The organism is Psychrobacter alimentarius, from assembly GCF_001606025.1.
Taxonomy (GTDB): Bacteria; Pseudomonadota; Gammaproteobacteria; order Pseudomonadales; family Moraxellaceae; genus Psychrobacter; species Psychrobacter alimentarius.
In genome coordinates this window covers 1,265,147-1,287,474 of record NZ_CP014945.1, presented here as the reverse complement: position 1 = coordinate 1,287,474, position 22,328 = coordinate 1,265,147, and the positions used below count along the sequence as shown (strand labels likewise).

Genomic DNA, 22,328 nt, shown 5'->3' with positions numbered 1-22,328 from the left:
TACTTTATCTATCGTCATTTATGTAGCCTAAATGCTATCAAATAATTTTTTATCAAGGATAGGTTACAAAGACGAGGTTGATGTTATAGAGGCTATAAAAAGCTGAAACCATAAGGTATGAGTATTTGACTCATGAGGACGAAAATTCGAAGTATAACAATTATGACTGGTTGATTTGATCCCAAGCCATACCAAACACATTTGACACAAGCTCTCTGCCCATCGGTGCATAAGGTAATAACTCAGGCGCAAGAACTGAAGTTTGCCATTGCGGCATTTGTACCAATAAGGGCGCACTGACACTAAGGACAACCAATATCATCAGCACGTTTTTGGCAGCACCCAATACGCCGCCTGCCATTTTATCAAAAATGCCCAGCCGCAAGGTTTTTAGCACACCTGAAAACACAAACGCGACCAAATGCATGATGGCCAATATGATAATTACCACTAGTAAAAATGCCAGCGCCAACTGTAACACAGGGTTTTGCACGACTCCTGATAATTGAGGCGACACCGCACTTGCTAAACGCGTAGCAGCAATAAAGGCGATAAACCAGCCTGCCAAACCAACGGCTGTTTTAATCAGTCCTACTTGAAAGCCGCGCCATAAGCCAATCAAGACAACAACAGCAATCACGATATCTAGACCACTCATGTGTTACGCCTCATACTTTATTCATGTTTGTTGGGGTTTGTTCAGGTTCTATAACGTCATAGATGGTTAAAAGCGCTTTCAAGAGCCAGTATTTTCAAGTAAATAGCGAGGTCTTAATTTCACTCTAACCTTCCATAGCGTCGTAATAGCCACCGATTGCTTGAATACAGGATTGTACCAGCCCAGGGCCACGATAAATAAGCCCTGTATAAAGCTGTATCATATCTGCACCTGCCTCTATTTTTTTGACGGCTTTGGCACCACTATCAATACCGCCAACACCGATCAACGTGACTTTATCACCCAACTGATCAGAGAACTGTTGTAAAATCTGGGTACTAATGTGGCTCACTGGTCGACCTGATAATCCACCCATTTGATCACCATCTTGTAAATCTTCAACCCCCACACGGCTCAACGTCGTATTGGTCGCAATCAAACCGTCTATTTCGAAATCTAGTAACTGCTGTGAGATGTAATCGACTTGCATAGGCTCTAGATCAGGTGCAACTTTGAGTACTAAAGGCACATAAAAGCCGTATTCGGTTGCCAGCTGACTGTGACGATTTTTAATCGTATCCAATAGCTGAGTTAAAGCATCTCCACTTTGCAGATCGCGTAAATTCTTCGTGTTGGGAGAAGAGATATTCACCGTGATATAAGAAGCATGCGGATAAGCGCGTTCTAAACAATAAACATAATCATCTGCTGCTTGCTCTACTGGTGTATCGGCGTTCTTGCCAATATTGATGCCAATATTGCCTTTATATTTACAGCGTTTGACATTTTCGACCAGATAATCGATACCTTGGTTATTAAACCCCATACGATTGATGATAGCATCGGCTTGTTTTATTCTGAACAATCTCGGCTTATCATTCCCTACTTGAGGACGCGGCGTAACCGTACCGACTTCTATAAAACCAAATCCCAGTTCCGCAAGGGCATCAATGTAATCACCATTTTTGTCCAGTCCTGCCGCTAAGCCAACTGGATTCGAAAACTGCAACCCCATACAATCGGTTGGTTGCATTGATTGACCATATACCAGCCCTAAGACACGGGCTTTATGAGCTTTGTCTAATAAAGACAAAGTCATCTCATGGGCATGTTCTGGATCCATATTAAACAAAAAAGGGCGAAGTAAGGCATAAGACATAGTAATGACAGACCCTGCTCGAAAGACATAGTGGATGGAAAGTGCTGATAAAATCAAGCGCTGCGATTATATCAGCTTAACAGAAATAAGAGCAAAGTTTCATGCGCTAATTTTTCAGATTTACCTCTTAGCAATCCATAAATCAATTATTACTAATTAATTAGGAGTAGTCACTAAACGTGATTGCTATTCAATGAGTTTTGGATGAGACCTAAGGCACAGGACGATTATCCGTTAATGCGATCCACCCTCGAATGACGCGATAAAGATGCCAAATAAAGGTAAAGGTCATAATAAGAAGACCAAAAGCAGCCAAGAGCACAGAACCAATAGCAATGTTTCCACTGTCTGCCAATACACTCACACCTACACCGCCCAAAGCAAACACAATAATAATAATGCCTAAGAAAAACCAGACGATACTGTACCAAAAGGTTTTGATTTGCCAATCGAAATGCGTGGCAAGCCAGGACCCCTCTGCATCATGGCGCTTCACATAGTTCATGACAATCGGCACAATCCAAAGCAAACCTGCCGTAAAATAGCTGATGACATACAAAAAATAAGTAACGTGATTATAAGTGATTAAAGAACGGCGCTTATTGTCGCTCATCATGCTGTGTTTTCCTCGTTGGGCAATATTGTGATCAGACATTGTATCAACAGAATCATGGTAATGGTGGTCAGCAGTACGAGTTTTTTGACGTACAGCATCATCAGGTTTGCGCTCAGAAGAATGATTCATTGTAATTATCCCTATCTGACAGTGACTAATCATTATTTGATTGTGTCAGAGCAGTGGTTTTTCAATATCAGCAACTATGCGAGTAATAAGCGCTAAACAGCTTCGGTTATCAGCCATCACAGTAGGATATCATTGTATAGTTAATCCTAAATAAAAAAGGCACAACAATGATCATGTATTGCCAACGACATATTTTTGTAGCCTCTGTCTGCGAAGGCATAGCAAGCAAGAAAAAATGACGTTGGCAGCACTGCTTTGGTTTTATATTGGATTGACTATAGGAAAAGGCTAGAGAGACAGCCGTTTATAGGGCAACTGTTGCTTGTACCTGAATGGACTTATTAGCGGGATCTTGTTGCATGGATAATTGAGTGAACTGCCAACCTTGCTGCTCAAGCTTACCAAGTGCTGTACTAACCACTGCTTGACTGCCATGAGTAAAGCTCAATTGAACAGCATCGCCAGCTGCCACTACTTGAGCGTTTGTAATACCAGCACTATTTAGCACTGTACTCACACTATTAGCAGGTGGCAATGCCTCACCATCAGGCGTGTTGGCCTGCATTGTATTGCTATCGATATTACCAGCTTGTGCGCGCAGCCAAAAATAATCAGCCACCTCCTCCTGATAGCCACTCTTGCTATCACTTGCCGCTTGGTGAATGCTATAACCGCCATAGCCACCCACAAATAATAATAAAAATGTAGACAATATGATTAATGCCAACTGATCACGTGGAGATAATGACTGCCAGCGCGTTGACAAAACATTTTGAAAGTTATTAATGCGCTTTGATAATGCATGCGTTTCTATACTGCTACTGAATGCAGGATTGACGTTATGACGTTTGCTACGGCGTAGTAATCTTTTCATTGTTTGACCTTGTTTGCCATGGCTAATAGAGATTATGATGCCGCCGTATTTGCTTGCGTATCGTTATTTTCTATCACGCTTACCGTGATTTGACCACTAAACTGCCCTTGCTCATTGCCGCTCACTTGCGCAAGCTTGGCGCTTAACCCTTGTGCCGTCAGTGTGCTTGTAAATGTATCCAAACTAGTACGGTCAGGCGCTATCAAGGTAAAGCTGAGTGATGAAGGCTGCATCACCAGTGCTTGTGCATGCAAGGAAGACTGTTTGATAAGAGGTGATATGCGAGCCAATGCAGCCATGTGCGAATCAGGCGCTTGGCTGTCACTACGCAATTTTGGTTGCAATTGTACTTGTAGCTTTGTACGAGTGCTCAAAGGCTCATCAGCAAACCACGATTGGTACTGCTTAGCAATCTCACTCTTGGTTGCGATAGCTGCATTATTATATTGATACCATTGCACACCATCCGTCGCCATCTGTAGTACCAATGCACTCAGCGCGACCATCATAGCCACGCGCAAATAAGGTGACAATTGTGAATCTGTGGACTTGATGAAGAAATTTAGCGCATGACGATCAGGGTTCTCAATGGGTTTTGGCGTCGTTGTCAGTGTGGTCAATAACAATTGATGCTCAGTGATCGTTGCTAAGGTTTGTGCCATAAAATCAGTTGGCATGGACGATGTTGGCGTTGACGACTTTTGCAGTCCAATGTCATGAGATGCAATAGAGTCACCAAATGTATCCGTAAGAGGATTACTGTTGAAGAGCGTTGACGTGTCTTCAAAAGACGCTATGGGCGATAATACGTTGACTTCACTAAGATGCGGGAAACGCTCAAAAATCAATGGCAAATAGCTGACCGCCATACCTTGACGTAAAGATTGACGCAGTAGCATGGTTTGAGTGTCTTGATATAACGTCACTTGCTGTCCTGCCCCCTCTTCTGGCGTTGGCAGCAATAAAAAATCAGGCAGTAGCGCTGTGATGGTCATACCAGCAAGTTTGGTACTTTGCTGCCACGACTCGATATCATTTTGTGACAACGCATAAAGTTGATGACGATCGGCATGACTGATTTGTCGAATGGCCAATTGTTCAACTGGGGTCAATGACATCTCTTCAAATAGATACTGCTTACCACTAATGCCCAGTTGTTTAAGTTGGGCAGCCGTAAACTCCGTATCGACTTGTAATAGATGGCTTGAAGGGAAATACAAGCACAATGTTTTGTGAGCATTGTTTTTATGACTACCATAGAGCGCTTGTAGCTGTTGCCACCCATCGACTGTTTGCCATTGTTGTGCATCTTCATGCCATACAGCTAGTGGGCTATGCTGCGCTCGTAACCAAACATGTAACACTAAGCGTGTCCTTAATTATTGAAGCAATGATAGAAGGGCTATTATCAATAAGGCTGATCAGGAACAAAGCGGTCGATCTCTTTTGCCATACCGCTCATGACAAAGTCCATTTCGAACACGCGCGCTTCTGCCAGAGAAAATGACTCAGGATAATCTCCTGTCAGTAATCCAGCAATGTAGGCAACGATGGACATATGGCAGACCACCACAAGACAATCCGCTTCGATATTACCGATATCTATTAAAGCTTGGCGCGCATCATCAGAAGGCGTAATATTATTCTGTGTTGTTGACGGCACTTTTGGCGCTCTTGCTTGGAATTCAGCCAGTGTTTGCTGCGCTCTATCATAAGGGCTTACAACAAAACGATCAGGGTGATAATGAGTTGTCACGTATTCTGCGGTTTGGGCGGCTTGCTTACGTCCAAATTCAGTCAGCTGACGGGCGCTATCAGGACGTGTTTCATCTTCTGCTTGACCATGACGTACTAGTATAATTTTCATGACAGTCCTTGTTAGATATTTTTGGGTACAAGGCATAGCTTAATTTGATTTTATTGCTGCATGATGAAATCAGATGATGCAGCATTAATCGCAATGGCTTTACTTATGGTCAGTGTCGTCCTTATTATTTTCAGCGCTACTACTCGATGTTTTCATATGGGCAGTCAGTGCCGCATTACTATGGTCATGCGCCATGACGAATTCAACATCACTGCGGAAACCAGCTTCCATCAAATGTAGAGCAACCCCTAGAGCCGCTTTATCTTCATAAATGACCGCATACAGAGCGTGAGTAATAGGCATATAGATGCCTTCTTTGGTCGCTTTTTCGTGTACCTGCTGAATGGTATTAACACCCTCAGCTGTTTGACCAAGTTTTTTGACAGCAGCGTCTATGTTCATGCCACGACCGAGCATCGTACCAATGCGATAATTGCGACTCAATTCTGAGCTACAAGTGGCATATAAATCACCAACCCCTGACAACCCTAAAAAAGTGAGTGGGTTTGCACCTGCTTCGACACCGAAACGACTCATTTCTGCCAAAGCACGTGTCAGTATCATCGCTTTGGTATTTTCGCCAACATCATAGGCCGCCGCCATTCCCATCGCAATCGCGTAAATGTTTTTGAGTGCACCACCAAGCTCAACGCCTTTGACATCATCGCTGGCAAAAACTCTAAAAAATGCACTGTGCAGCGCTGCTTGTACCGCATGACGTAACGGTTCAGACTCACTAGCAATGACCGTCGCAGAAGGCATATTTTTCATAATTTCTATGGCCAAATTTGGCCCTGACATCACGCCAAAATTCACTTCTGGTAGCTCATCCTTGATGATATCGCTCATTAAGGCAAACGTGTCCTTTTCCATGCCTTTCGTTAATGAGACGATAGATTGACCACTAATAAATGGGGCAATATTTTTTAAGGTTTCTCTGAAGGCCAAACCTGGTATAGCGATAAAAACAATGTCCTTGTCTTTTACCGTTGCTGCCAAGTCATGACTATATTTTAGACGGTCATCTAGCTTATAACCTGGCAAGTATTTTTTGTTGGTCTGAGTTTTTATCATTGCCTTCACGGTACGCTTATTGCGCACCCACAGTGTGGTATCACAGCCATTTCGTGCGGCCAAGTTCGCCATTGCCGTACCAAAACTTCCGCCACCTAAAAAGGCCAATCGCAGCTTAGTAGGGTTGCTGTGAATCTCTGCCATGTTTTTTGCCACTGCTGATTCGACCGCACTAGGGTTCAGTTTTTTACGACCAAGACCGGATTTGGTCGCACGTTCGATGATACCTAGTAACAAACTGTTTTGCTTATCAGGTGTGCTCTTCTCTGTGTTATTGTCATCGTTGCCAATGTTTTTATTGCTATCATTTGGGCTGGTCATGTTCTTTTATCCATATTGACTGACTGATTATTCATAAAATGTATCATTATGTGCCTACCAAGTTTGGCTACTGCGGCTGACTGTCTTGTTAGAAGGTAATTTTACTTAGTAGACAGCGCTTAGCTATATTATGACTCAAATCGTACCAATGGCTCGATATCAATGGGTTTACGTGTGGGTGCATTTTTTGGGCTGGTACCAGTATAAACAAAAGCCGTCACATAATCATCTGACCCAACATCAAAATAAGCTTTCACAGCAGGCTCGTTACATAGTAGTCCAGTACGCCATACAGTACTAAAACCTTGTGCTTTTAGTGCCAAAATAAGGTTTTGGACAGCAGCACCCGCACTTAACATCTGCTCGAAGGGAGGAACTTTTTTATGCGCTTGTATTTTAGTGACCACCGTAATGATAAGAGGCGCTCGCAGTGGCATACTTTGGGTTTTTTTAATGTCTTTTTCAGACAACACCTCACCCTCTTGTTCCGCTTTTTCTTGAGCAGCTTCAAGCAATGCGTGCCCTAATTGATTACGAGCCTCGCCCTGCGTCACTATAAAACGCCATGGGTTCAACTTTTTGTGATCTGGCGCGGTGGCAGCACATTCGATTGCCGCTTCGATCTGGGCGCGCGTCGGTGCTGGCGCATCTAAGTTGCCCATACTGCGTCTTGAATTGATCCAACCAATCAGCGTCTCAGCAGCCAATGGTGAATCAGTAGCTGTGACGTTCTTAACGGCCAATTTTTTATCATTTTTTGCATTATCATCATTATTAGATTCGGTCATTGTCATTCCTTATTTATTATTATCTATTTCTATTTGTGTTAATACATTCATTCTTTTATACGTTAATTTTTGTCAGCGTATACATTTTTATCAAAAAAAGCTAAAACTGAACGCATCATAGACACTCAGTTTTATCAAAGGGTTTAAAAGATCCCTATTAGGCGCCGTCTTCGACGCGGTGCGCCATCCGTAAATAATCTTCTGACTGCATTTCAAGCAAACGTGAACGCGTACGCTCAATCTCAAATGCCAGCTTCTCACCTTGATATAGATTTAAAATCGACTGCTCTGCTCGAACCAAGAGTTTTACGCGGCGATCATAGAACTCGTCCACAAGGTAAATAAAACGACGCGTCGGATCACGCAAATCATCATCTAATGCTGGTACTGAATTGACTAAGACGGTGTTGAACTGCTTAGCGATTTCAATAAAATCAGAGGCTGAACGCGGCTCCATACATAGATGACGGAAATCGCAAAATAAGATGTCTTCAGTACGCGCGTTAATCTTAATTTCACGGCCATTAATCGTAATCGGAGCATGACTGATTTTTTGGTTATTAGACAAACTGGCAAAACGGTTGGCAAGCCAGTGATGGTTTGCCTTGGTCAAAGGCGACTCATAAAGTTCTGCTTGTTGCAGCACACGTAAGCGATAGTCAATACCAGAGTCGATATTCATCACTGTCGTATGACGCTCAACTTCGGCAATGGCTGGCAAAAAACGGTCACGATGCAGCCCATCTTTATAAAGCCCTGACGGCTCAATGTTTGAAGTGGCAACCAATGTGATACCACGATTGAATAGCATGGTAAATAGATCGCCCAAAATCATAGCGTCAGAGACATTAGATACAAAAAATTCATCAAAACAAATGATGACGGCTTCTGCATGAATAATATCTGCGACTTTTTCTAACGGGTCACTCTCACCTTGTAGCTTATGTAGCTCTTGATGCACACGCTTCATAAAATGATGAAAATGCAGGCGCATCTTACGATCAATAGTCAAAGAATCGTAAAACATGTCCATCATCCATGTTTTACCGCGGCCCACACCGCCCCACATATACAAACCCTTTGGTGCGGTCGGCTTGGACTTTAGGAAGCTAAAAAAGCCTTTTTTTTGCGGCGCAGTATTGATGAGCTGATGATAAATCTCATCAAGGTAGCTCATGGCCTTAAATTGCTGTTCATCTTGAGTAAAATCGTCCGTACTGACGGCTTGCTCGTAACGTTGCAATGGAGATAAACTCATAATACGACTCATCGTTGGATAAAATGAATATGAAAGTACTAACGTGTTTCGGCTTCATCACATCAAGACAAAGCCATCAAAAACTTTATGAAATAAAACGACTATACGCTAAGACGAATGAGAAAAACTACATCTCACTACCAAAGCTGTGTTTTTCTAACAAACCTTTGAGCTCTGATAGGCGACCATGAAAAAAGTGACCTGCGCCATCCACGACGCTGACCTCAATTCCTAAATGATCAGCAAATGCCTGCATGTTTTTGGGATCAATGACTTCATCTGCATTACCATAAATCTCAAACGTCTTATCAACTGGCAAACGTATATCGCTACTCTCATTTTTTTCGATAGAGGGTGCAATCAGGGCAATATTAACAATTTCAAAATCGCTTACGCCCCAGATGTGAGAGGCCTCAATTACTTGCTCAGCCACACGCGCTGTCACATAGCCACCAAAAGAAAACCCGCCAAGCCATAACTTACGAGCATTGGTTTGTTCGGCAATCCATTGTAACACGGTCATCGCATCTACCACTTCACCTTCCGCGTAATCGTGCTCGCCCGTTGATTGACCCACGCCTCGAAAGTTGAAACGTACCACATGCATCCCACTATCACGGGCAAAGCGGTACATAGTCGTCACCACTTTATTGTTCATCGTCCCATCGAATAATGGATTAGGATGACAAAGTAACGCCACGGTATCCGTGTTAGGGTCATTAGGATTGTTTTGTTGCCACAGTGCGTCGACTTCGAGCACGCCAGCAGGAGCAGGAATCAATTGCATAAAATTGCTTACTCGTTAAGAATGAATAGACCAATTATCCTAGATATGGTTTTTATTTCAAGTGATTTGCTGTGTCAGCGTGCAGCTTGTGTCAATTTTTGATAGATAGCGACAAATAAAGTCTATCAATAGTGGCAGTATCAGCACGTTTTACATACCTTTAAACTTAACCTAGTCATAATATAAAAGATAAAATATGCAGTGGTCATGCCACACAATAACAGTCTAGACACCCAAGATAAGAATGAGTTAGATTTATAATCTATATTGAGCAACCCACCACACCTGCTTAACTTTGATAGTCAACTGACAGAAATTAGGAATCATTTATGAATACTTTGAACAAAACCGTTACATTGACGGCCACTTTAGCCGCTGCACTTGCTTTGAGTGCTTGCCAAAGTACGCCTTCATCTCCCGTTATTCAGCGTGCCAACTCGGTTTATGAAACCACTGGCATCGCAGATACTAAAGTCAAAGCACAACAAAATGCGATTGATAATGCACAAAAAACCTGTCGAAGCAAACAAGTCATTATTGTCAATGACACCGTCAAATATAACGGGATTTTAGATGAGCGCACTGGACGTATGGTCGGTCAAGTTGGCGCGGTTGTTGGGTCCATTTTTGGTACTGGCACACCAGACTTATCACGTAAAGATGATTATGAGTACACCATCAATTTCCGTTGCCAATAAAATATATCCGTTGTCTCATTTTTCAGATAACGCCTTAGATCATCTCTGAGACTAAGACATCAAGACGACATTTTTGCTAGGACATATGTTTCGCATTGTCTTTGTTGAATGACGATAAACTTACCTATTGCCAGCAAGTTTGCATGAATTTTATTGCCGCTTGTTGGCTTTACTTTTTGTGTCCGTACTTTTGCGTTAAACTATGATCAGTTTACTATAGCTCCGGTATACAGAAGAAAAGTGAAAATACTAAAAATAGTAGACTGATCGAGTCCGCTTGATAAAAAATTAACTATACCCTACTTAGAGCTTTCATATTTTGGCTCACATCTACGCTCTTCTCATTTTGGTCTAATATTATGCGCAAACCCAAACTTTCAAATCTCAAACATGCTCAAGTATTAACCCCTGCCAAAGACTTGGCGACCTTGGAAGCCGAATTGGCAGAGCAAGAAGACCATCTAGAAAATACAGTATTGCGGTTAAGTGACTATTTGACCGCTGTTGACATGGTTATCAAACAAACCTTTGACCACCGTGTCTGGGTAAAAGCAGAGATTCGCAATCTGTCGAGTAAAGGCGGTCATTATTATTTTGAATTAGCAGAAAAAGATGACGATGGCAAAGTCGTAGCCAGCTGCCGTGGCAATCTGTGGCGCTTTAAAGCGGCGCGTGTTTTGGCCAAGTTTGAGCGGGCGACGGGTATGCCACTTGATCGCGATTTGACTGTTTTGCTTAAAGTCGCAGCTGGCTTTCATGCCCAATATGGCTTCTCACTCACAATCGAAGACATTGATCCTAGCTATACATTAGGCGATTTGGCACGTCAATATGCCCAGATGGTTGATCGCTTAACAGGTGAAGGGTTACTGACCCTCAATCAGCAACTCCCTGCTCCCTTTGATATCGAACACGTGCTGGTCATCGCGCCTGAAAAAGCCGCTGGATTAGGAGATTTTCAAGCGGACGCCGATCGCTTAGCCGAGGCAGGCGCTTGTCATTTTCACTACCATCACGCGACCTTTCAAGGCAATCATGCCCCTGCTGAAATACGCCAAGCCATCGTCAGTGCCCAGCAGCAATTTCAAGACACGTACGGACGCTTGCCTGATTTGTTAGTCATTATTCGTGGTGGCGGTGCGGTCGGTGATTTGGCGTATTTGAATGATTATGAGCTTGCCGCTTTGGTGGCTGAGCAGCCAGTTCCTGTCTGGGTAGGGATTGGTCATGAACGCGACAAAGTCATCTTAGATGAAGTTGCTCATACAAGCTTTGATACGCCCTCAAAAGTCATCGCTGCCATTAGCAGCCACCTAGCACAGTTGATCACTCAGACGCTGCAATATCAAGCACAGATCAAACAAGCTGCCCAGCGTCAACTCAATATGGCGGAACAGCGAGCAGAGCGTCAATTAAGCCAAATACAAACGCAAACCACAGGGCAACTAACTGCTCTACAAAAAGACAGTGACTATGCGTGGCGCAGCATTCAGCAAAGTGCTCAGCGCCAAGTAAAACAAGCGGCAAGACAAACTGCTGAATTAAATACCCAGATTCAAGCCGCGGCTTACCAGCAGTTATCCATTGCTTCTACTTACAGTAACAATCAGCACAAGGCCATCATGCACCGTACTCAGCAGCAGCTGATACAAGCGCAGCGAGACAGCGAGCATCTGCGGGACATTGTGCTACTACATCGCCCTTCCCGCATACTTAAGCAAGGCTACACCTTACTTACAGATGAAAAAGACAAACAGATACTCACCAGTCGTACTCAGCTTCATACTGAACAAATGGTACACATTGTCTTGAAGGATGGCAAAGCAAAAGCACAGATCATGGATGTAAAAGCTACATAAAAAGCTGATTACCAAATATCACTAAAAATAATGACTTTGCGATATTTAGAGTCAGTTTTTTTACTTAATACTAATTACTTAACCTTAATTTTGAACATCAGGACAGATTATGACTACCCCTACTCGCAAACGCAAAAAAGCCGCCCCAAAAACCTTTAAGGCGGCTTACGATATTTTAAAAACCAATGCCACTGAGCTACAGCAACAAGACGAGCCTGATATTGACAATCTGATGACTACCGTCGAAGAATCTATTGCGGCTTATCGCGTTTGTGAAACGCGTATCAATGCCGTACAGCAAGCCTTGGACGCCGCGTTCGCCGAAGAAAACAAGACAGAAAATAACGACCGTTAAACACGCTATTCTAGCTCATCAACCTCAAAAACTTGGCGCAAATAGGCAAGATACGTGTCATTATTGATCATGGTCTTGCCAGGGCTATCAGACAGCTTGGCGACTGGTTGCCCATTGCACTCAACCAGCTTAAGCACGATATTAATCGGTGTGATGCCCATATCATTGGTCAGATTGGTGCCGATACCAAAGCTGGTCTTGATACGACCTTGGAAGTATTGATGCAGCTCCCATGCTTTTTCAAGGTTCAAACCATCACTAAAGGTAAGAATCTTGGTTTTGGGATCTATCTTGAGTTTTTCATAGTGGGCAATGGCTTTATCACCCCACACGTAGGGATCGCCACTATCATGACGCAGCCCATCAAACAGCTTGGCAAAATACAAATCAAAATCTCGTAAAAACGCATCCATTCCAACGACATCCGTCAAAGCAATGCCCAAATCACCACGATACTCATGTACCCACGCTTCGAGTGCCGCTTTTTGTGAATCACGCAAACGCACATCTAATGCCTGAAATGCCTGCATAAACTCATGCGCCATCGTACCGATTGGTGTCATACCAAGCTGTTTTGCCAAATAGACGTTAGAAGTACCGCCAACTATCTTCGGTTCAGCTTTGTGTATTGTCTCAACCACATGCGCTTGCCACGCTTTACTAAAGCGTCTGCGAGTACCAAAATCAGCAACAATGAATGGCGGTCTATTACGATCACCTTTGGCTTGTTCTGCTGCATAATGATGCATTAGTGCAACTTTTTCATCCAGCCTGCGCTGACCTTCTTCAATCACACTGTCATTTGATAAAGCACTAAAATAAAGCTCATTAACAATCGCCAGTACAAAGACTTCAAAGAACATCGCCTGAATCATCGGGCCTTCAATATCGATAAACAAACGACCTTCGCTATCTGTGCTGACAGTGATAAAACGACGCTTGAGTTTAAATAATTCAAGATAATCTACGAAATCTGAGCGCATAAAACGCAGACTGCGCAGATACTCCAGCTCATCTTCTAAAAAGCGCAACTCACATAAACTGTCTAATTGTTTTTCAAGCTGCTCTTTGATATCAGCCAATGGATAGAGCGCTTCTTTATTATTGCGGCAACGGAAACGGTAGACGCCATGCGTTTGTGGGAATTGATGCAGCATGGCTTGTAGCATGGTAAATTTATACAAATCGTTATCAAGTAACGAGGTAATAATAGGTGCATAGGTAACGGTCATACTATGGCCTTAAAAACAAAAGCAAGAATAAGAAATAAACGTCACCTGATACTTAAAGCGACATAATAGAACGATGAAAAAAGCGCACAAACAATCAGCACTCGATAAACCGTTAAGTATAACGAAGTTTGTCGCTTATTTCAGAGTTCACGATTAATCGCAGCAAAATTACTACGCTTGTTTACTATTTTTGCCAACTACCATAAGAGATTTCCCATAAAAAAGACGCTAAGAGAACTCCTAGCGTCTTTTTTATGAATAATACTGTTGCAAAGCTATTATGATTTTACCAGTTTGACCAATGGTGCATAGCCTGATTGGGGCATCACATTGACGGGAATAAATTGCAATGCACCACCATTGATGCAATAACGCAAGCCGCCGCGATCTTTTGGACCATCGGGGAATACGTGACCAAGATGCGAATCCGCGACTCGAGAGCGAACCTCAGTGCGCACCATGTTAAATGCTTTGTCTTCATGCTGAGTGATGACTTGCATGTCAATCGGCTTAGTAAAGCTCGGCCAGCCACAACCAGATTGGTACTTATCAGTGGATAAGAACAATGGCTCACCGCTTACCACATCAACATAAATCCCAGGCGCAAACAATTCATCATATTCATGACTGAATGCTCGTTCGGTTCCTGCATCCTGAGTAATATTATACTGCGCTTTCGTCAATGTGTTCTTTAGAGCGCCTTTGTCGAACCCAGCATAACGCTTAGGATCTAGTACTTCAGCCACTGTATTGGCAGGAGCAAGTTTGGTAGAGGCCGTACCTGCAGGTTTGTCATCTGCCAAACTCAAGTCAACGTGACAATAGCCATTGGGATTTTTTGCCAAATAGTCCTGATGATACGCTTCCGCCAAATAAAAATTGTCTAAGGCTTCATTTTCGACCACGACTTTTTGTTTGTATTGACTCTGCACTCGTTTGAGCGCCGCATCGATAACCGCTTTATCCGCTTTATCGGTGTAATAAACGCCAGAGCGATACTGAACGCCGCGATCATTGCCTTGCTTATTGACGCTGGTTGGATCAACGACACGGAAGTAATATTTTAAGACCGTATCTAAGTCGATTTTATCCGCATCATAAGTCACTTTGACGGTTTCGGCATGTCCTGAACCTCGAATCACTTGCTCATAGCTTGGATTGGCTGTGTCACCATTTGCATAACCTGACACGGCATCTACAACACCATCAACCCGCTCCATATAAGCTTCTATACCCCAGAAGCAACCACCTGCCAGATAAATTGAGCGCGTATTAATCGCCTTGCCTTTATCATTATAGTAGACCCCATCTTTTTGCTTGATGGTTTCGATCTTGCTGTTGTTGTCCAATGCTTGTGCGTTGGCAGGTTTTGCAGTACCTGCTTTGAGCTCAGCAAAATCGTTACCAGCATTTTCAGCCAGCGCATAGGCTTGCTCTGCCGTGAGATTGCCTTTAACCAAATGAACTAAGTTACCTTTTTTATCAAGTATGGCCCAACTTGGATACACCTGCACGCCAAGTTTGCCAATCAAATCACCTGAAGGATCGGACAATACAGGCAGTTTTGGATAATCCGCTTGAACGCCTGCATACCAAGTACTAAAGTCAGTGTCCTCTTTTTCGTTCAAATGACCCGGACTTGCTACAGTAATCACGTTGAGATCAGCGAACTTAGGGTCAGTACGCCACTCTTCCGTTTCTGCCAACGTGCCTAAGCAAAGCGGACACCAACTTGCCCAAAACTTCACCAAGGTTGGTTTGTTAGGATCTATCACATCAGCGCCTGTATCGCCCAGCCCTTTTGTCAGCTGCGGCAACGCTTGTATTTGTTTAAGCATGTCAGAGGGCAACATATCACGAGAAGTTTTTGTCGCACTGGTTTGCTTACCAGCGCTACTGCTCGTTTTATTGTCCGCATTGCTCATTTGACCACAAGCAACTAATATGCCTGCACTCAATACGGTCGTCATGCCAAACGTACTAGCATTTTTAAACCAACGAGACGACGCACGTGGTGAGCCAGAAGCCAATTTATTAGCTTTCTTATGGTCTTTATTTGGAATATGTTTATTTGGCATAATATGTCCCTTCTACGAAGTCTGACGCCCATTGGCTGAATTAAATAATAACTCATGCTCTTTTTACGTTATCAGCGAAAAAGAGTAGATTGAACCTTTTGCAAAGATAAAAACCCCATGCTTTTTTGCATTAGCTCATCTTAACAGTATACATTGACAATGGAATTTACTTTAATAGTAATTAAGAGGTCACTACACTTTTTTAACAACGTAGTAATAGTGGTGATATAGAAAAATCACTACTCTAGAGTAAGCATACTTGTTGTCTCTACATGCTTATATGGAGATAAATTGAGGCAAAGACAAGGTTTTTTATAATCGGTGCTCGATAAGCATGAATATTGTTAAATCTAATACAAGTATTCTCGCAGTACCGAATGAAAAGTATGAAATGACCACGGTTAGTTTTTAACATGCATAAACTGTGCGACATAGTCATCGGCTGGATTGAGACGCAGCTCTTGCGGTGTGCCCGTTTGTATTAAACGTCCGCCATTTAATATGCTGATACGTTGACCGACTTTAATTGCTTCATCAATATCATGAGTGATAAAGACAATCGTCTTGTTTAGTCGCTCTTGCAGCGCTAGCAACTGGTCTTGCAACTGAGCACGAATAAGCGGATCAAGTGCAGAAAACGCTTCATCCATCAACAAAATTGGATTGTCCGTTGCCAGAGCGCGTGCTAGACCAACACGCTGCTGCATACCTCCAGATAGCTCATCAGGATAACTGCGTTCTAAATTGGACAACCCAACCTCATTGAGCCAATGCCGAGCCACATCATGACGCTCTTTAATACTCATTTTGCGCACTCGTAAGCCGTAAGCAACGTTTTGGATAACTGTCATATGCGGTACTAAGCCAAAATGCTGAAAAACCATACTGGTAGTTTGCTGGCGATAATGTTGCAACTCCTTATCATTAAAATCTAGTACGTTGATAGCAGAGGTCGAACGTTCAGTTTCTGATACGTTTGGCGCATCTGTCTGCGTTTTTTTTGTACTCGTCATGGGCTGACGATCGTTGACAATGCTTGTTCCGTTTGCAGACACCGTTTCTTTGGTAGCATGATGTGCGTTGATAGAAGTATCTACCCATATCTTGCCACTGGTTGGATCAATCAAGCGATTGATATGACGTATTAAGGTGGATTTACCCGAACCGGATAGTCCCATGATGCAATGTAGCTCGCCTGCTTTGACCGCGAGATTGATATCATAAAGTCCCACTGAGTAGCCTGTTTGCTCTTTTACTTTGATGCTATCCATACCCTCTGCCAGTAACGCCAATGCAGACTGTGCTTGCGAGCTAGTGGCGTTATATATCTTACTGATATTTTCGAGCTGGATATGGTTCATCATTGTTCTCGCTGTTGGTATTATTTTATGAGCATCGTTTTTGCAAATGTAACTTAACTTATTGACCTGAATTGTCTTTACCACTGATCAAGTGCCTAACCAACTGGGCGTCTGCCGGCTTCGATGGTTTTTTGGCGCGCGCGCTTGCCTTGACCGAATGCCTGAGTGATACGGTCAATGATAATTGCTACAATGACAATGGCAGTACCTGCTTGTAAGCCTTGACCAATATTGAGCGTTTGTATCGATTGTAATACATCTTCGCCAAGACCTGGCGCCCCAATCATAGAGGCCAGCACTACCATTGCAAGAGACATCATCACTGCTTGGTTAATACCTGCCATAATGCTCGGTAACGCTTGTGGCAATTTTATCCAAATCAGTAATTGTAAATGCGTGCTACCGAATGAGCGCCCTGCCTCCACCATTTCATGATTCACTTGCGTGATGCCGAGCATGGTCAAACGAATGAGCGGTGGCAGTGCATAGATAATGGTGGCAAACAACGCAGGCACTTTACCAATACCAAACAACATCAATACTGGTATCAGATAAACAAAGCTTGGCATGGTCTGCATCACATCCAATATAGGCGTCACAATCCTGCGGAGTAACTGACTGCCTGACATGGCAATACCGATAGGGATACCAATGACGACTGTGACTAATACAGAGACAATTAGAAGCGCCAAAGTATCAATCAATGCGCCCCATAATCCGAATGCGCCAATCAAAAACAGTCCTGCACCGCATGCCAGCGCAAACCAAATTTTGCGGACGCCAAACCATGCAAGTATAGTCACCAGTCCAATAATTAACCATGGCGGAATGACGGTCAGTAAGCGCTCAATAGGTAGCAATAAATATGTCAATGCCATGTGACTAATCGTGCGAAACACATCACCGTAGTTTTGGACGACATTTGCTAGCGTATTGTTCAGTGGCGTTTCAAGCGACCACGAAGGGAAACTTGAAGACAAACCTAATAGATTACTGTTGGTTGCTACATTGTCAACACTAGCGGCTCCATCCACGCTAGTACCTAACTTATTCGCAAGATTGGTAGCCGCTTCTTCAGATACCCACTGTTGCCAAACGTTTGGGTTTTCACGTAAAAATACTAACGCTTGCTCTTCGCCGCTACGCTTATTTTCGCTCATCTCCAAAATAGCGCCATTAAGCTCGTCTGAGGTAAACTGTACTTGTTTAAACACCTCTGCCAATTCAGGATTACTTGCGAGGAATGGCGTAGAGACCGCGATGCCGAGAGGTGACACAGGGAACCCAGAGACGCAATTAGCGGTACCATCTACTCGCAATAAATCTTGCCAGCAAGCATCATTGTGAGCAGGAAACGCTAATGGTGCAAAATCATACTTTGCCATCAGCCCTGTGGGCTGCCAATAATAAAATAGGAGTGGTTTATGCTGCTCAAAAGCAGAGGCAATCTCGGCATCAAGTGCCGCACCAGTACCAGGATGGGCATTGTTGAATGTACTGTCTAATCCCGTGTTTTTGAGCAGGCGGGTATTGAAAATCTCACACGTCCAACCAGAAGGACAGTTCATGAAGCGGGATTTACTTGGGTTTTCAGGATCCTTAAATAACTCAGCATATTTGGGCAGATCTTGGTAGCTGCGCAAACCAGGGTTTTCTTCTAGGACATACTTAGGCACATACCAGCCTTGGGTGGCGCCGCCTTTAAGCGTGTCACCGATGACCTCGACTTTATTCTCTTCGATGGCTTGCTCCATAATTGGAGAGCGCCCTACCCACTGTTCACCGATGATTTGGATGTCATCTTGTGACAAGGCAGTCTCAAGCGCAGGGCCTGCGCCTGGCACTTCCTCAATTGTACAATCATAGCCATCTTCAGCGATATATTTGAGCACGCCAGAGATGAATTGGCCACTCTCCCACGTAAGTGCCCCAAATTTGATTGGCGACTCACAAGCGGCAGACGCTGATATGGGCAGTAACAGCATGCTCATCCACAGTACACTTAATGCAATCCATTGACGCATGCTCTGTCCTATTTATTATTATTTATATCAGTAGCAAAATGACTATTAATGTCACAGTCTTTTGGTCGTGCTTCGCCTACTCTCACTGTGACTCAAAACCCTCATTGCTCATTCATGTTTCTATTACTTATTTATGTAGGTGTTTTTCTACACTGTTTAAGCTTATCGACAAAATTTAGCGATTTATAACGTTGATAATAAATACTTATTCACTGGTTGTTAAGGTCATATTTTGATCTGTAACACTTATAGAACACTCATTATCAACTGTCGTGGCTCGTAAATATAGAATTTTTGACAAAAAAAATAGCACCGACTTGCGTAGATGCTATTGTGTATGGATCCATGGATTGGATATGGCTACTTTATCATCGTCGTTTTGACGGTTGCTTAAGGAGCAGTTACCTTAAAAACAGCTACTTCAAAAACAGCGCCATCGCTTTTTTGAATAACCCACCATAAGGAGGCAACAACAGGTTCAAACCATTAAGCTTGGTTTGTACAAAGATAGGCTTCATATGGCTTAAACGCTCAAACCCAGCTTTGCCATGATAAGAACCCGTACCAGAATCTCCAACCCCGCCAAACGGCAAGTCATGCTGCGCCACATGCATAATCACCTCATTAATACATAGACCGCCAGACACAGTATTATTGCGTACTTTTTCTATGTCGTTATGGTTCTCACCAAAGACATATAGGGCCAGAGGTCGTGGGCGTGAATTGACAAACTGAATGGCATCATCTAGCGTTTCGTAATGAACGAGCGGCAAAATCGGTGCAAAAATCTCTTCTTGCATCACATCGCTATCAGACGAAGGCTCGCTCACGATAACAGGCGGCATCAGACGCGTTTCAATATTTGCCTCAACCGACGTCAGCGGATGTATCTCAGTACTCGGTAACGCATTTAAATAGCCTTTGACTCGCTTAAACTGAGCACCATTGATGATACGAGAATAATCTGGGTTATGTTCAATATTGGGATAGTGCTTCGCCATCCATTCTTTTGCTAAACTGATAAACGTTTCGTGATACTGACGCGGGACCAACACATAATCTGGTGCAATACAAGTTTGACCAGCATTCAAGGTTTTGCCCATCATCACACGATTGACGACCGCCTCCAAATTGGCATCCTCAAAGACGATCACAGGTGACTTACCACCAAGCTCAAGGGTCACTGGCGTTAGATTAGGTGCTGCTGCTGCCATCACTTTTTTGCCGACCGCTGTAGAGCCTGTATAAAGCAGATGGTCAAAAGGCAGCTCACTAAACGCCGCAGCGATATCAACCTCACCCAACACCACACAAATCATGTCTGATGAAAAATAACGCGCAATCGTATCCGCAAATGTCTGGGCAAATTGCGGCGCAGCTTCACTCATTTTAATCATGATGCGATTGCCTGCGGTGAGCGCATCAATCATGGGTCCTATTGCCAAAAATAATGGATAATTCCACGGCACCATGATACCGACCACGCCCAATGGCTGCGGCTGAATCTCATTATGAGCAGGTCTATATAACGCTGAAATAGGCGCACGTTGCGCTTTCATCCATTTTTTGCCATGTTTTTTGGCATGGCTGATTCCAGTAAAGCTCGGAAATAACTCGGCAAACTGGGTTTCTGATTCACTACGATAGCCAAAATCGGCGCTGATCGCTTTAGCAAAACTTGCTTGATTGTCGCTCAGCATGATTTCTAAATTGTCGAGTTGCGTCTCACGAGTGACCCAATCGTTGATCGGCTGCGTACGACTCAATGTTTTTAAGTGAGAAAATTGCGCGTGCATCTCATCAATTGTCTTGGCAATACTCGGCACTTCGGGCACTTGGTACTGCATCAGATCAGTATTGGTCGATGTCTGATCATGGCTTGTTTGGTCGGTACTAATCATTTATCTTCCTTGTTATATATTGGCATTGATACGTTATATTGGGTAAGAGACGCCCTATTTCTAGGGACTATCCAAGTTAAAACACCCCATCAGTGATAACCTCTGAACCTATCAATATTACCGAGATCCTATTCATTATACTTCAATGTAGCGCATCGAATACTCAATGAACAGCACATTAAACTGACTGCTGCGTTTGTGACAAACAAGTATTCACTCAGTATATAAGCCAATGATACTACACTCTTTTGTTCCAATTATTCTATACGCATTTACAGTATCAAAAATAACCTGATAAGAGATATTTTTGGGCGTTGCTCTTTAAAACTGCTACACTGAATATCGGTAATTCATACTTCTAAATCTGACAATAATAAGACCTTCATTCTCATGCAAAACCCAATACAGCAACTCAATGACACACTGATTAGTAAATCCATCTTAGCAGCTGACTATGTACCGACGCTCGATGCCATGCTATCACGTACCCTCGCGCGTATCGATTTAAAAAAACAGCAAGGGACGCGTACGCCTGACGAATTATGGATTGTAGACCATAATGATGTATATACGCTTGGACAAGCAGGTAAAGAAGAGCATATCTTGCAGCGTACTGATACACCAATTATCAAAACCGATCGCGGTGGACAAGTAACTTGGCATGGTCATGGGCAACTGGTTATTTACTGGTTGTTTGATTTGGACAGTTTGAACTGGAGTGTGCGTAATCTGGTTTCTCACGCTGAACAAGCCATCGAAGACGTCATCAATGAATGTTTGGCGTCGTCGTCTTCGAACAGTATCAATGATGATAATACTCATATCAGTGCGCATTCTCGCCGTGATGCGCCTGGTGTTTACTTGTATGCTGATATATCCAATCAGGTGACTAGTGATGCGTCTACGACATTCTCTCCCGATGATAAGATTATGCTGGGAAAAATGGCATCATTAGGCTTTAAAATTAAACATGGCTTTAGTTATCATGGTATTGCAATCAATTTAGATTGTGATTTGTCGGCATTCAATGCGATCAATCCTTGCGGATACGCGGGCATGCAAATGTTGCGTCTATCAGATTTTGTGTCCATGCATCGCGATGCTCAGGGGCATGCATGTGACAGCCAAAATAATGAGCAAAATCGCTCTTCATTGAGCTACGACCAAGTCACACAAAAGCTCATTGATAATATTGCTAAGCGTCATGCTGGCCTAATTGAATTACGGGCAATTGCACCAAAATAACTCTTTGAGTCCATTTTTGCATAATATCTTGCACGCTTAGACTT

19 protein-coding genes are annotated in these 22,328 nt (G+C 43.3%); 4 read left to right on the top strand and 15 right to left on the bottom strand.

Features of this window, described 5'->3' with window-relative positions; genetic code table 11:
* Positions 1-160: 160 nt before the first annotated feature.
* The 10 genes from A3K91_RS05380 to A3K91_RS05335 form a co-directional block, all read right to left on the bottom strand.
* On the bottom strand, positions 161-658 hold the full coding sequence (locus A3K91_RS05380; RefSeq protein ID WP_062844338.1) for a CvpA family protein: 498 nt from the start codon (positions 656-658) through the stop codon (positions 161-163).
* Between the two features lie 124 nt (positions 659-782).
* The gene (locus tag A3K91_RS05375; protein WP_062844337.1) at positions 783-1,817 is read right to left on the bottom strand and encodes a quinone-dependent dihydroorotate dehydrogenase; all 1,035 of its coding nucleotides are present in this window, start codon (positions 1,815-1,817) and stop codon (positions 783-785) included.
* 211 nt (positions 1,818-2,028) lie between these two features.
* Positions 2,029-2,562: a DUF4870 family protein gene (locus tag A3K91_RS05370; protein WP_228139920.1), complete on the bottom strand. Its 534-nt coding sequence runs from the start codon at positions 2,560-2,562 to the stop codon at positions 2,029-2,031.
* Between the two features lie 304 nt (positions 2,563-2,866).
* Entirely contained in the window at positions 2,867-3,436 is a 570-nt protein-coding gene (gene gspM / locus A3K91_RS05365) for a type II secretion system protein GspM (RefSeq protein WP_062844336.1), read from the bottom strand.
* Positions 3,437-3,468: 32 nt separating this feature from the next.
* Positions 3,469-4,800: a type II secretion system protein GspL gene (gspL, locus tag A3K91_RS05360; RefSeq protein ID WP_062844335.1), complete on the bottom strand. Its 1,332-nt coding sequence runs from the start codon at positions 4,798-4,800 to the stop codon at positions 3,469-3,471.
* Between the two features lie 44 nt (positions 4,801-4,844).
* On the bottom strand, positions 4,845-5,303 hold the full coding sequence (locus tag A3K91_RS05355) for a SixA phosphatase family protein (RefSeq protein ID WP_062844334.1): 459 nt from the start codon (positions 5,301-5,303) through the stop codon (positions 4,845-4,847).
* Positions 5,304-5,402: 99 nt separating this feature from the next.
* Complete coding sequence (locus A3K91_RS05350; RefSeq protein ID WP_062844333.1) at positions 5,403-6,698, bottom strand: NAD(P)H-dependent glycerol-3-phosphate dehydrogenase; 1,296 nt, start codon at positions 6,696-6,698, stop codon at positions 5,403-5,405.
* A gap of 128 nt (positions 6,699-6,826) precedes the next feature.
* A complete protein-coding gene (locus A3K91_RS05345) occupies positions 6,827-7,486 on the bottom strand; it encodes a nitroreductase family protein (RefSeq protein WP_062844332.1) in 660 nt (219 codons plus the stop codon).
* A 157-nt stretch (positions 7,487-7,643) separates the two neighbouring features.
* Positions 7,644-8,744, bottom strand: coding sequence for a cell division protein ZapE (gene zapE, locus A3K91_RS05340; protein WP_062844331.1), 1,101 nt, complete (start codon positions 8,742-8,744; stop codon positions 7,644-7,646).
* Between the two features lie 127 nt (positions 8,745-8,871).
* On the bottom strand, positions 8,872-9,531 hold the full coding sequence (locus tag A3K91_RS05335) for an alpha/beta hydrolase (RefSeq protein ID WP_062844330.1): 660 nt from the start codon (positions 9,529-9,531) through the stop codon (positions 8,872-8,874).
* A gap of 329 nt (positions 9,532-9,860) precedes the next feature.
* Here A3K91_RS05335 and A3K91_RS05330 point away from each other — a divergent pair, with 329 nt between their 5' ends.
* The 3 genes from A3K91_RS05330 to xseB all read left to right on the top strand — a co-directional run bounded on the left by A3K91_RS05330 (position 9,861) and on the right by xseB (position 12,443).
* Complete coding sequence (locus tag A3K91_RS05330) at positions 9,861-10,229, top strand: hypothetical protein (protein WP_062844329.1); 369 nt, start codon at positions 9,861-9,863, stop codon at positions 10,227-10,229.
* Positions 10,230-10,588: 359 nt separating this feature from the next.
* The gene (gene xseA, locus A3K91_RS05325; RefSeq protein ID WP_062844328.1) at positions 10,589-12,088 is read left to right on the top strand and encodes an exodeoxyribonuclease VII large subunit; all 1,500 of its coding nucleotides are present in this window, start codon (positions 10,589-10,591) and stop codon (positions 12,086-12,088) included.
* A gap of 109 nt (positions 12,089-12,197) precedes the next feature.
* Complete coding sequence (xseB, locus tag A3K91_RS05320; protein ID WP_062844327.1) at positions 12,198-12,443, top strand: exodeoxyribonuclease VII small subunit; 246 nt, start codon at positions 12,198-12,200, stop codon at positions 12,441-12,443.
* Positions 12,444-12,448: 5 nt separating this feature from the next.
* Here the strand turns inward: xseB and pncB are convergent, their stop codons facing one another.
* The 5 genes from pncB to A3K91_RS05295 all read right to left on the bottom strand — a co-directional run bounded on the left by pncB (position 12,449) and on the right by A3K91_RS05295 (position 20,985).
* Positions 12,449-13,675: a nicotinate phosphoribosyltransferase gene (pncB, locus tag A3K91_RS05315; RefSeq protein ID WP_062844326.1), complete on the bottom strand. Its 1,227-nt coding sequence runs from the start codon at positions 13,673-13,675 to the stop codon at positions 12,449-12,451.
* A gap of 278 nt (positions 13,676-13,953) precedes the next feature.
* On the bottom strand, positions 13,954-15,753 hold the full coding sequence (gene msrAB / locus A3K91_RS05310; protein WP_062844325.1) for a bifunctional peptide-methionine (S)-S-oxide reductase MsrA/peptide-methionine (R)-S-oxide reductase MsrB: 1,800 nt from the start codon (positions 15,751-15,753) through the stop codon (positions 13,954-13,956).
* A 401-nt stretch (positions 15,754-16,154) separates the two neighbouring features.
* The gene (locus tag A3K91_RS05305) at positions 16,155-17,114 is read right to left on the bottom strand and encodes an ATP-binding cassette domain-containing protein (protein ID WP_062844324.1); all 960 of its coding nucleotides are present in this window, start codon (positions 17,112-17,114) and stop codon (positions 16,155-16,157) included.
* A gap of 95 nt (positions 17,115-17,209) precedes the next feature.
* On the bottom strand, positions 17,210-19,138 hold the full coding sequence (locus A3K91_RS05300; protein ID WP_062844323.1) for a glycine betaine ABC transporter substrate-binding protein: 1,929 nt from the start codon (positions 19,136-19,138) through the stop codon (positions 17,210-17,212).
* 416 nt (positions 19,139-19,554) lie between these two features.
* Positions 19,555-20,985 (bottom strand): coniferyl aldehyde dehydrogenase, encoded by a 1,431-nt coding sequence (locus A3K91_RS05295; protein WP_062845876.1) that lies wholly within the window; start codon positions 20,983-20,985, stop codon positions 19,555-19,557.
* Between the two features lie 444 nt (positions 20,986-21,429).
* On the opposite strand from A3K91_RS05295, the gene lipB reads away from it, so the two are divergent.
* Entirely contained in the window at positions 21,430-22,284 is an 855-nt protein-coding gene (lipB, locus tag A3K91_RS05290) for a lipoyl(octanoyl) transferase LipB (protein WP_062844322.1), read from the top strand.
* Positions 22,285-22,328: the final 44 nt, after the last annotated feature.

Bases quoted from the DNA above. Each gene is read 5' to 3' on its own strand.
- A3K91_RS05380 (WP_062844338.1), bottom strand. From the start codon at position 658: ATGAGTGGTCTAGATATCGTGATTGCTGTTGTTGTCTTGATTGGCTTA.
- A3K91_RS05375 (WP_062844337.1), bottom strand. From the start codon at position 1,817: ATGTCTTATGCCTTACTTCGCCCTTTTTTGTTTAATATGGATCCAGAA.
- A3K91_RS05370 (WP_228139920.1), bottom strand. From the start codon at position 2,562: ATGAATCATTCTTCTGAGCGCAAACCTGATGATGCTGTACGTCAAAAA.
- gspM (WP_062844336.1), bottom strand. From the start codon at position 3,436: ATGAAAAGATTACTACGCCGTAGCAAACGTCATAACGTCAATCCTGCA.
- A3K91_RS05355 (WP_062844334.1), bottom strand. From the start codon at position 5,303: ATGAAAATTATACTAGTACGTCATGGTCAAGCAGAAGATGAAACACGT.
- A3K91_RS05350 (WP_062844333.1), bottom strand. From the start codon at position 6,698: ATGACCAGCCCAAATGATAGCAATAAAAACATTGGCAACGATGACAAT.
- A3K91_RS05345 (WP_062844332.1), bottom strand. From the start codon at position 7,486: ATGACCGAATCTAATAATGATGATAATGCAAAAAATGATAAAAAATTG.
- zapE (WP_062844331.1), bottom strand. From the start codon at position 8,744: ATGAGTTTATCTCCATTGCAACGTTACGAGCAAGCCGTCAGTACGGAC.
- A3K91_RS05335 (WP_062844330.1), bottom strand. From the start codon at position 9,531: ATGCAATTGATTCCTGCTCCTGCTGGCGTGCTCGAAGTCGACGCACTG.
- A3K91_RS05330 (WP_062844329.1), top strand. From the start codon at position 9,861: ATGAATACTTTGAACAAAACCGTTACATTGACGGCCACTTTAGCCGCT.
- xseA (WP_062844328.1), top strand. From the start codon at position 10,589: ATGCGCAAACCCAAACTTTCAAATCTCAAACATGCTCAAGTATTAACC.
- xseB (WP_062844327.1), top strand. From the start codon at position 12,198: ATGACTACCCCTACTCGCAAACGCAAAAAAGCCGCCCCAAAAACCTTT.
- pncB (WP_062844326.1), bottom strand. From the start codon at position 13,675: ATGACCGTTACCTATGCACCTATTATTACCTCGTTACTTGATAACGAT.
- msrAB (WP_062844325.1), bottom strand. From the start codon at position 15,753: ATGCCAAATAAACATATTCCAAATAAAGACCATAAGAAAGCTAATAAA.
- A3K91_RS05305 (WP_062844324.1), bottom strand. From the start codon at position 17,114: ATGAACCATATCCAGCTCGAAAATATCAGTAAGATATATAACGCCACT.
- A3K91_RS05300 (WP_062844323.1), bottom strand. From the start codon at position 19,138: ATGCGTCAATGGATTGCATTAAGTGTACTGTGGATGAGCATGCTGTTA.
- A3K91_RS05295 (WP_062845876.1), bottom strand. From the start codon at position 20,985: ATGCAGTACCAAGTGCCCGAAGTGCCGAGTATTGCCAAGACAATTGAT.
- lipB (WP_062844322.1), top strand. From the start codon at position 21,430: ATGCAAAACCCAATACAGCAACTCAATGACACACTGATTAGTAAATCC.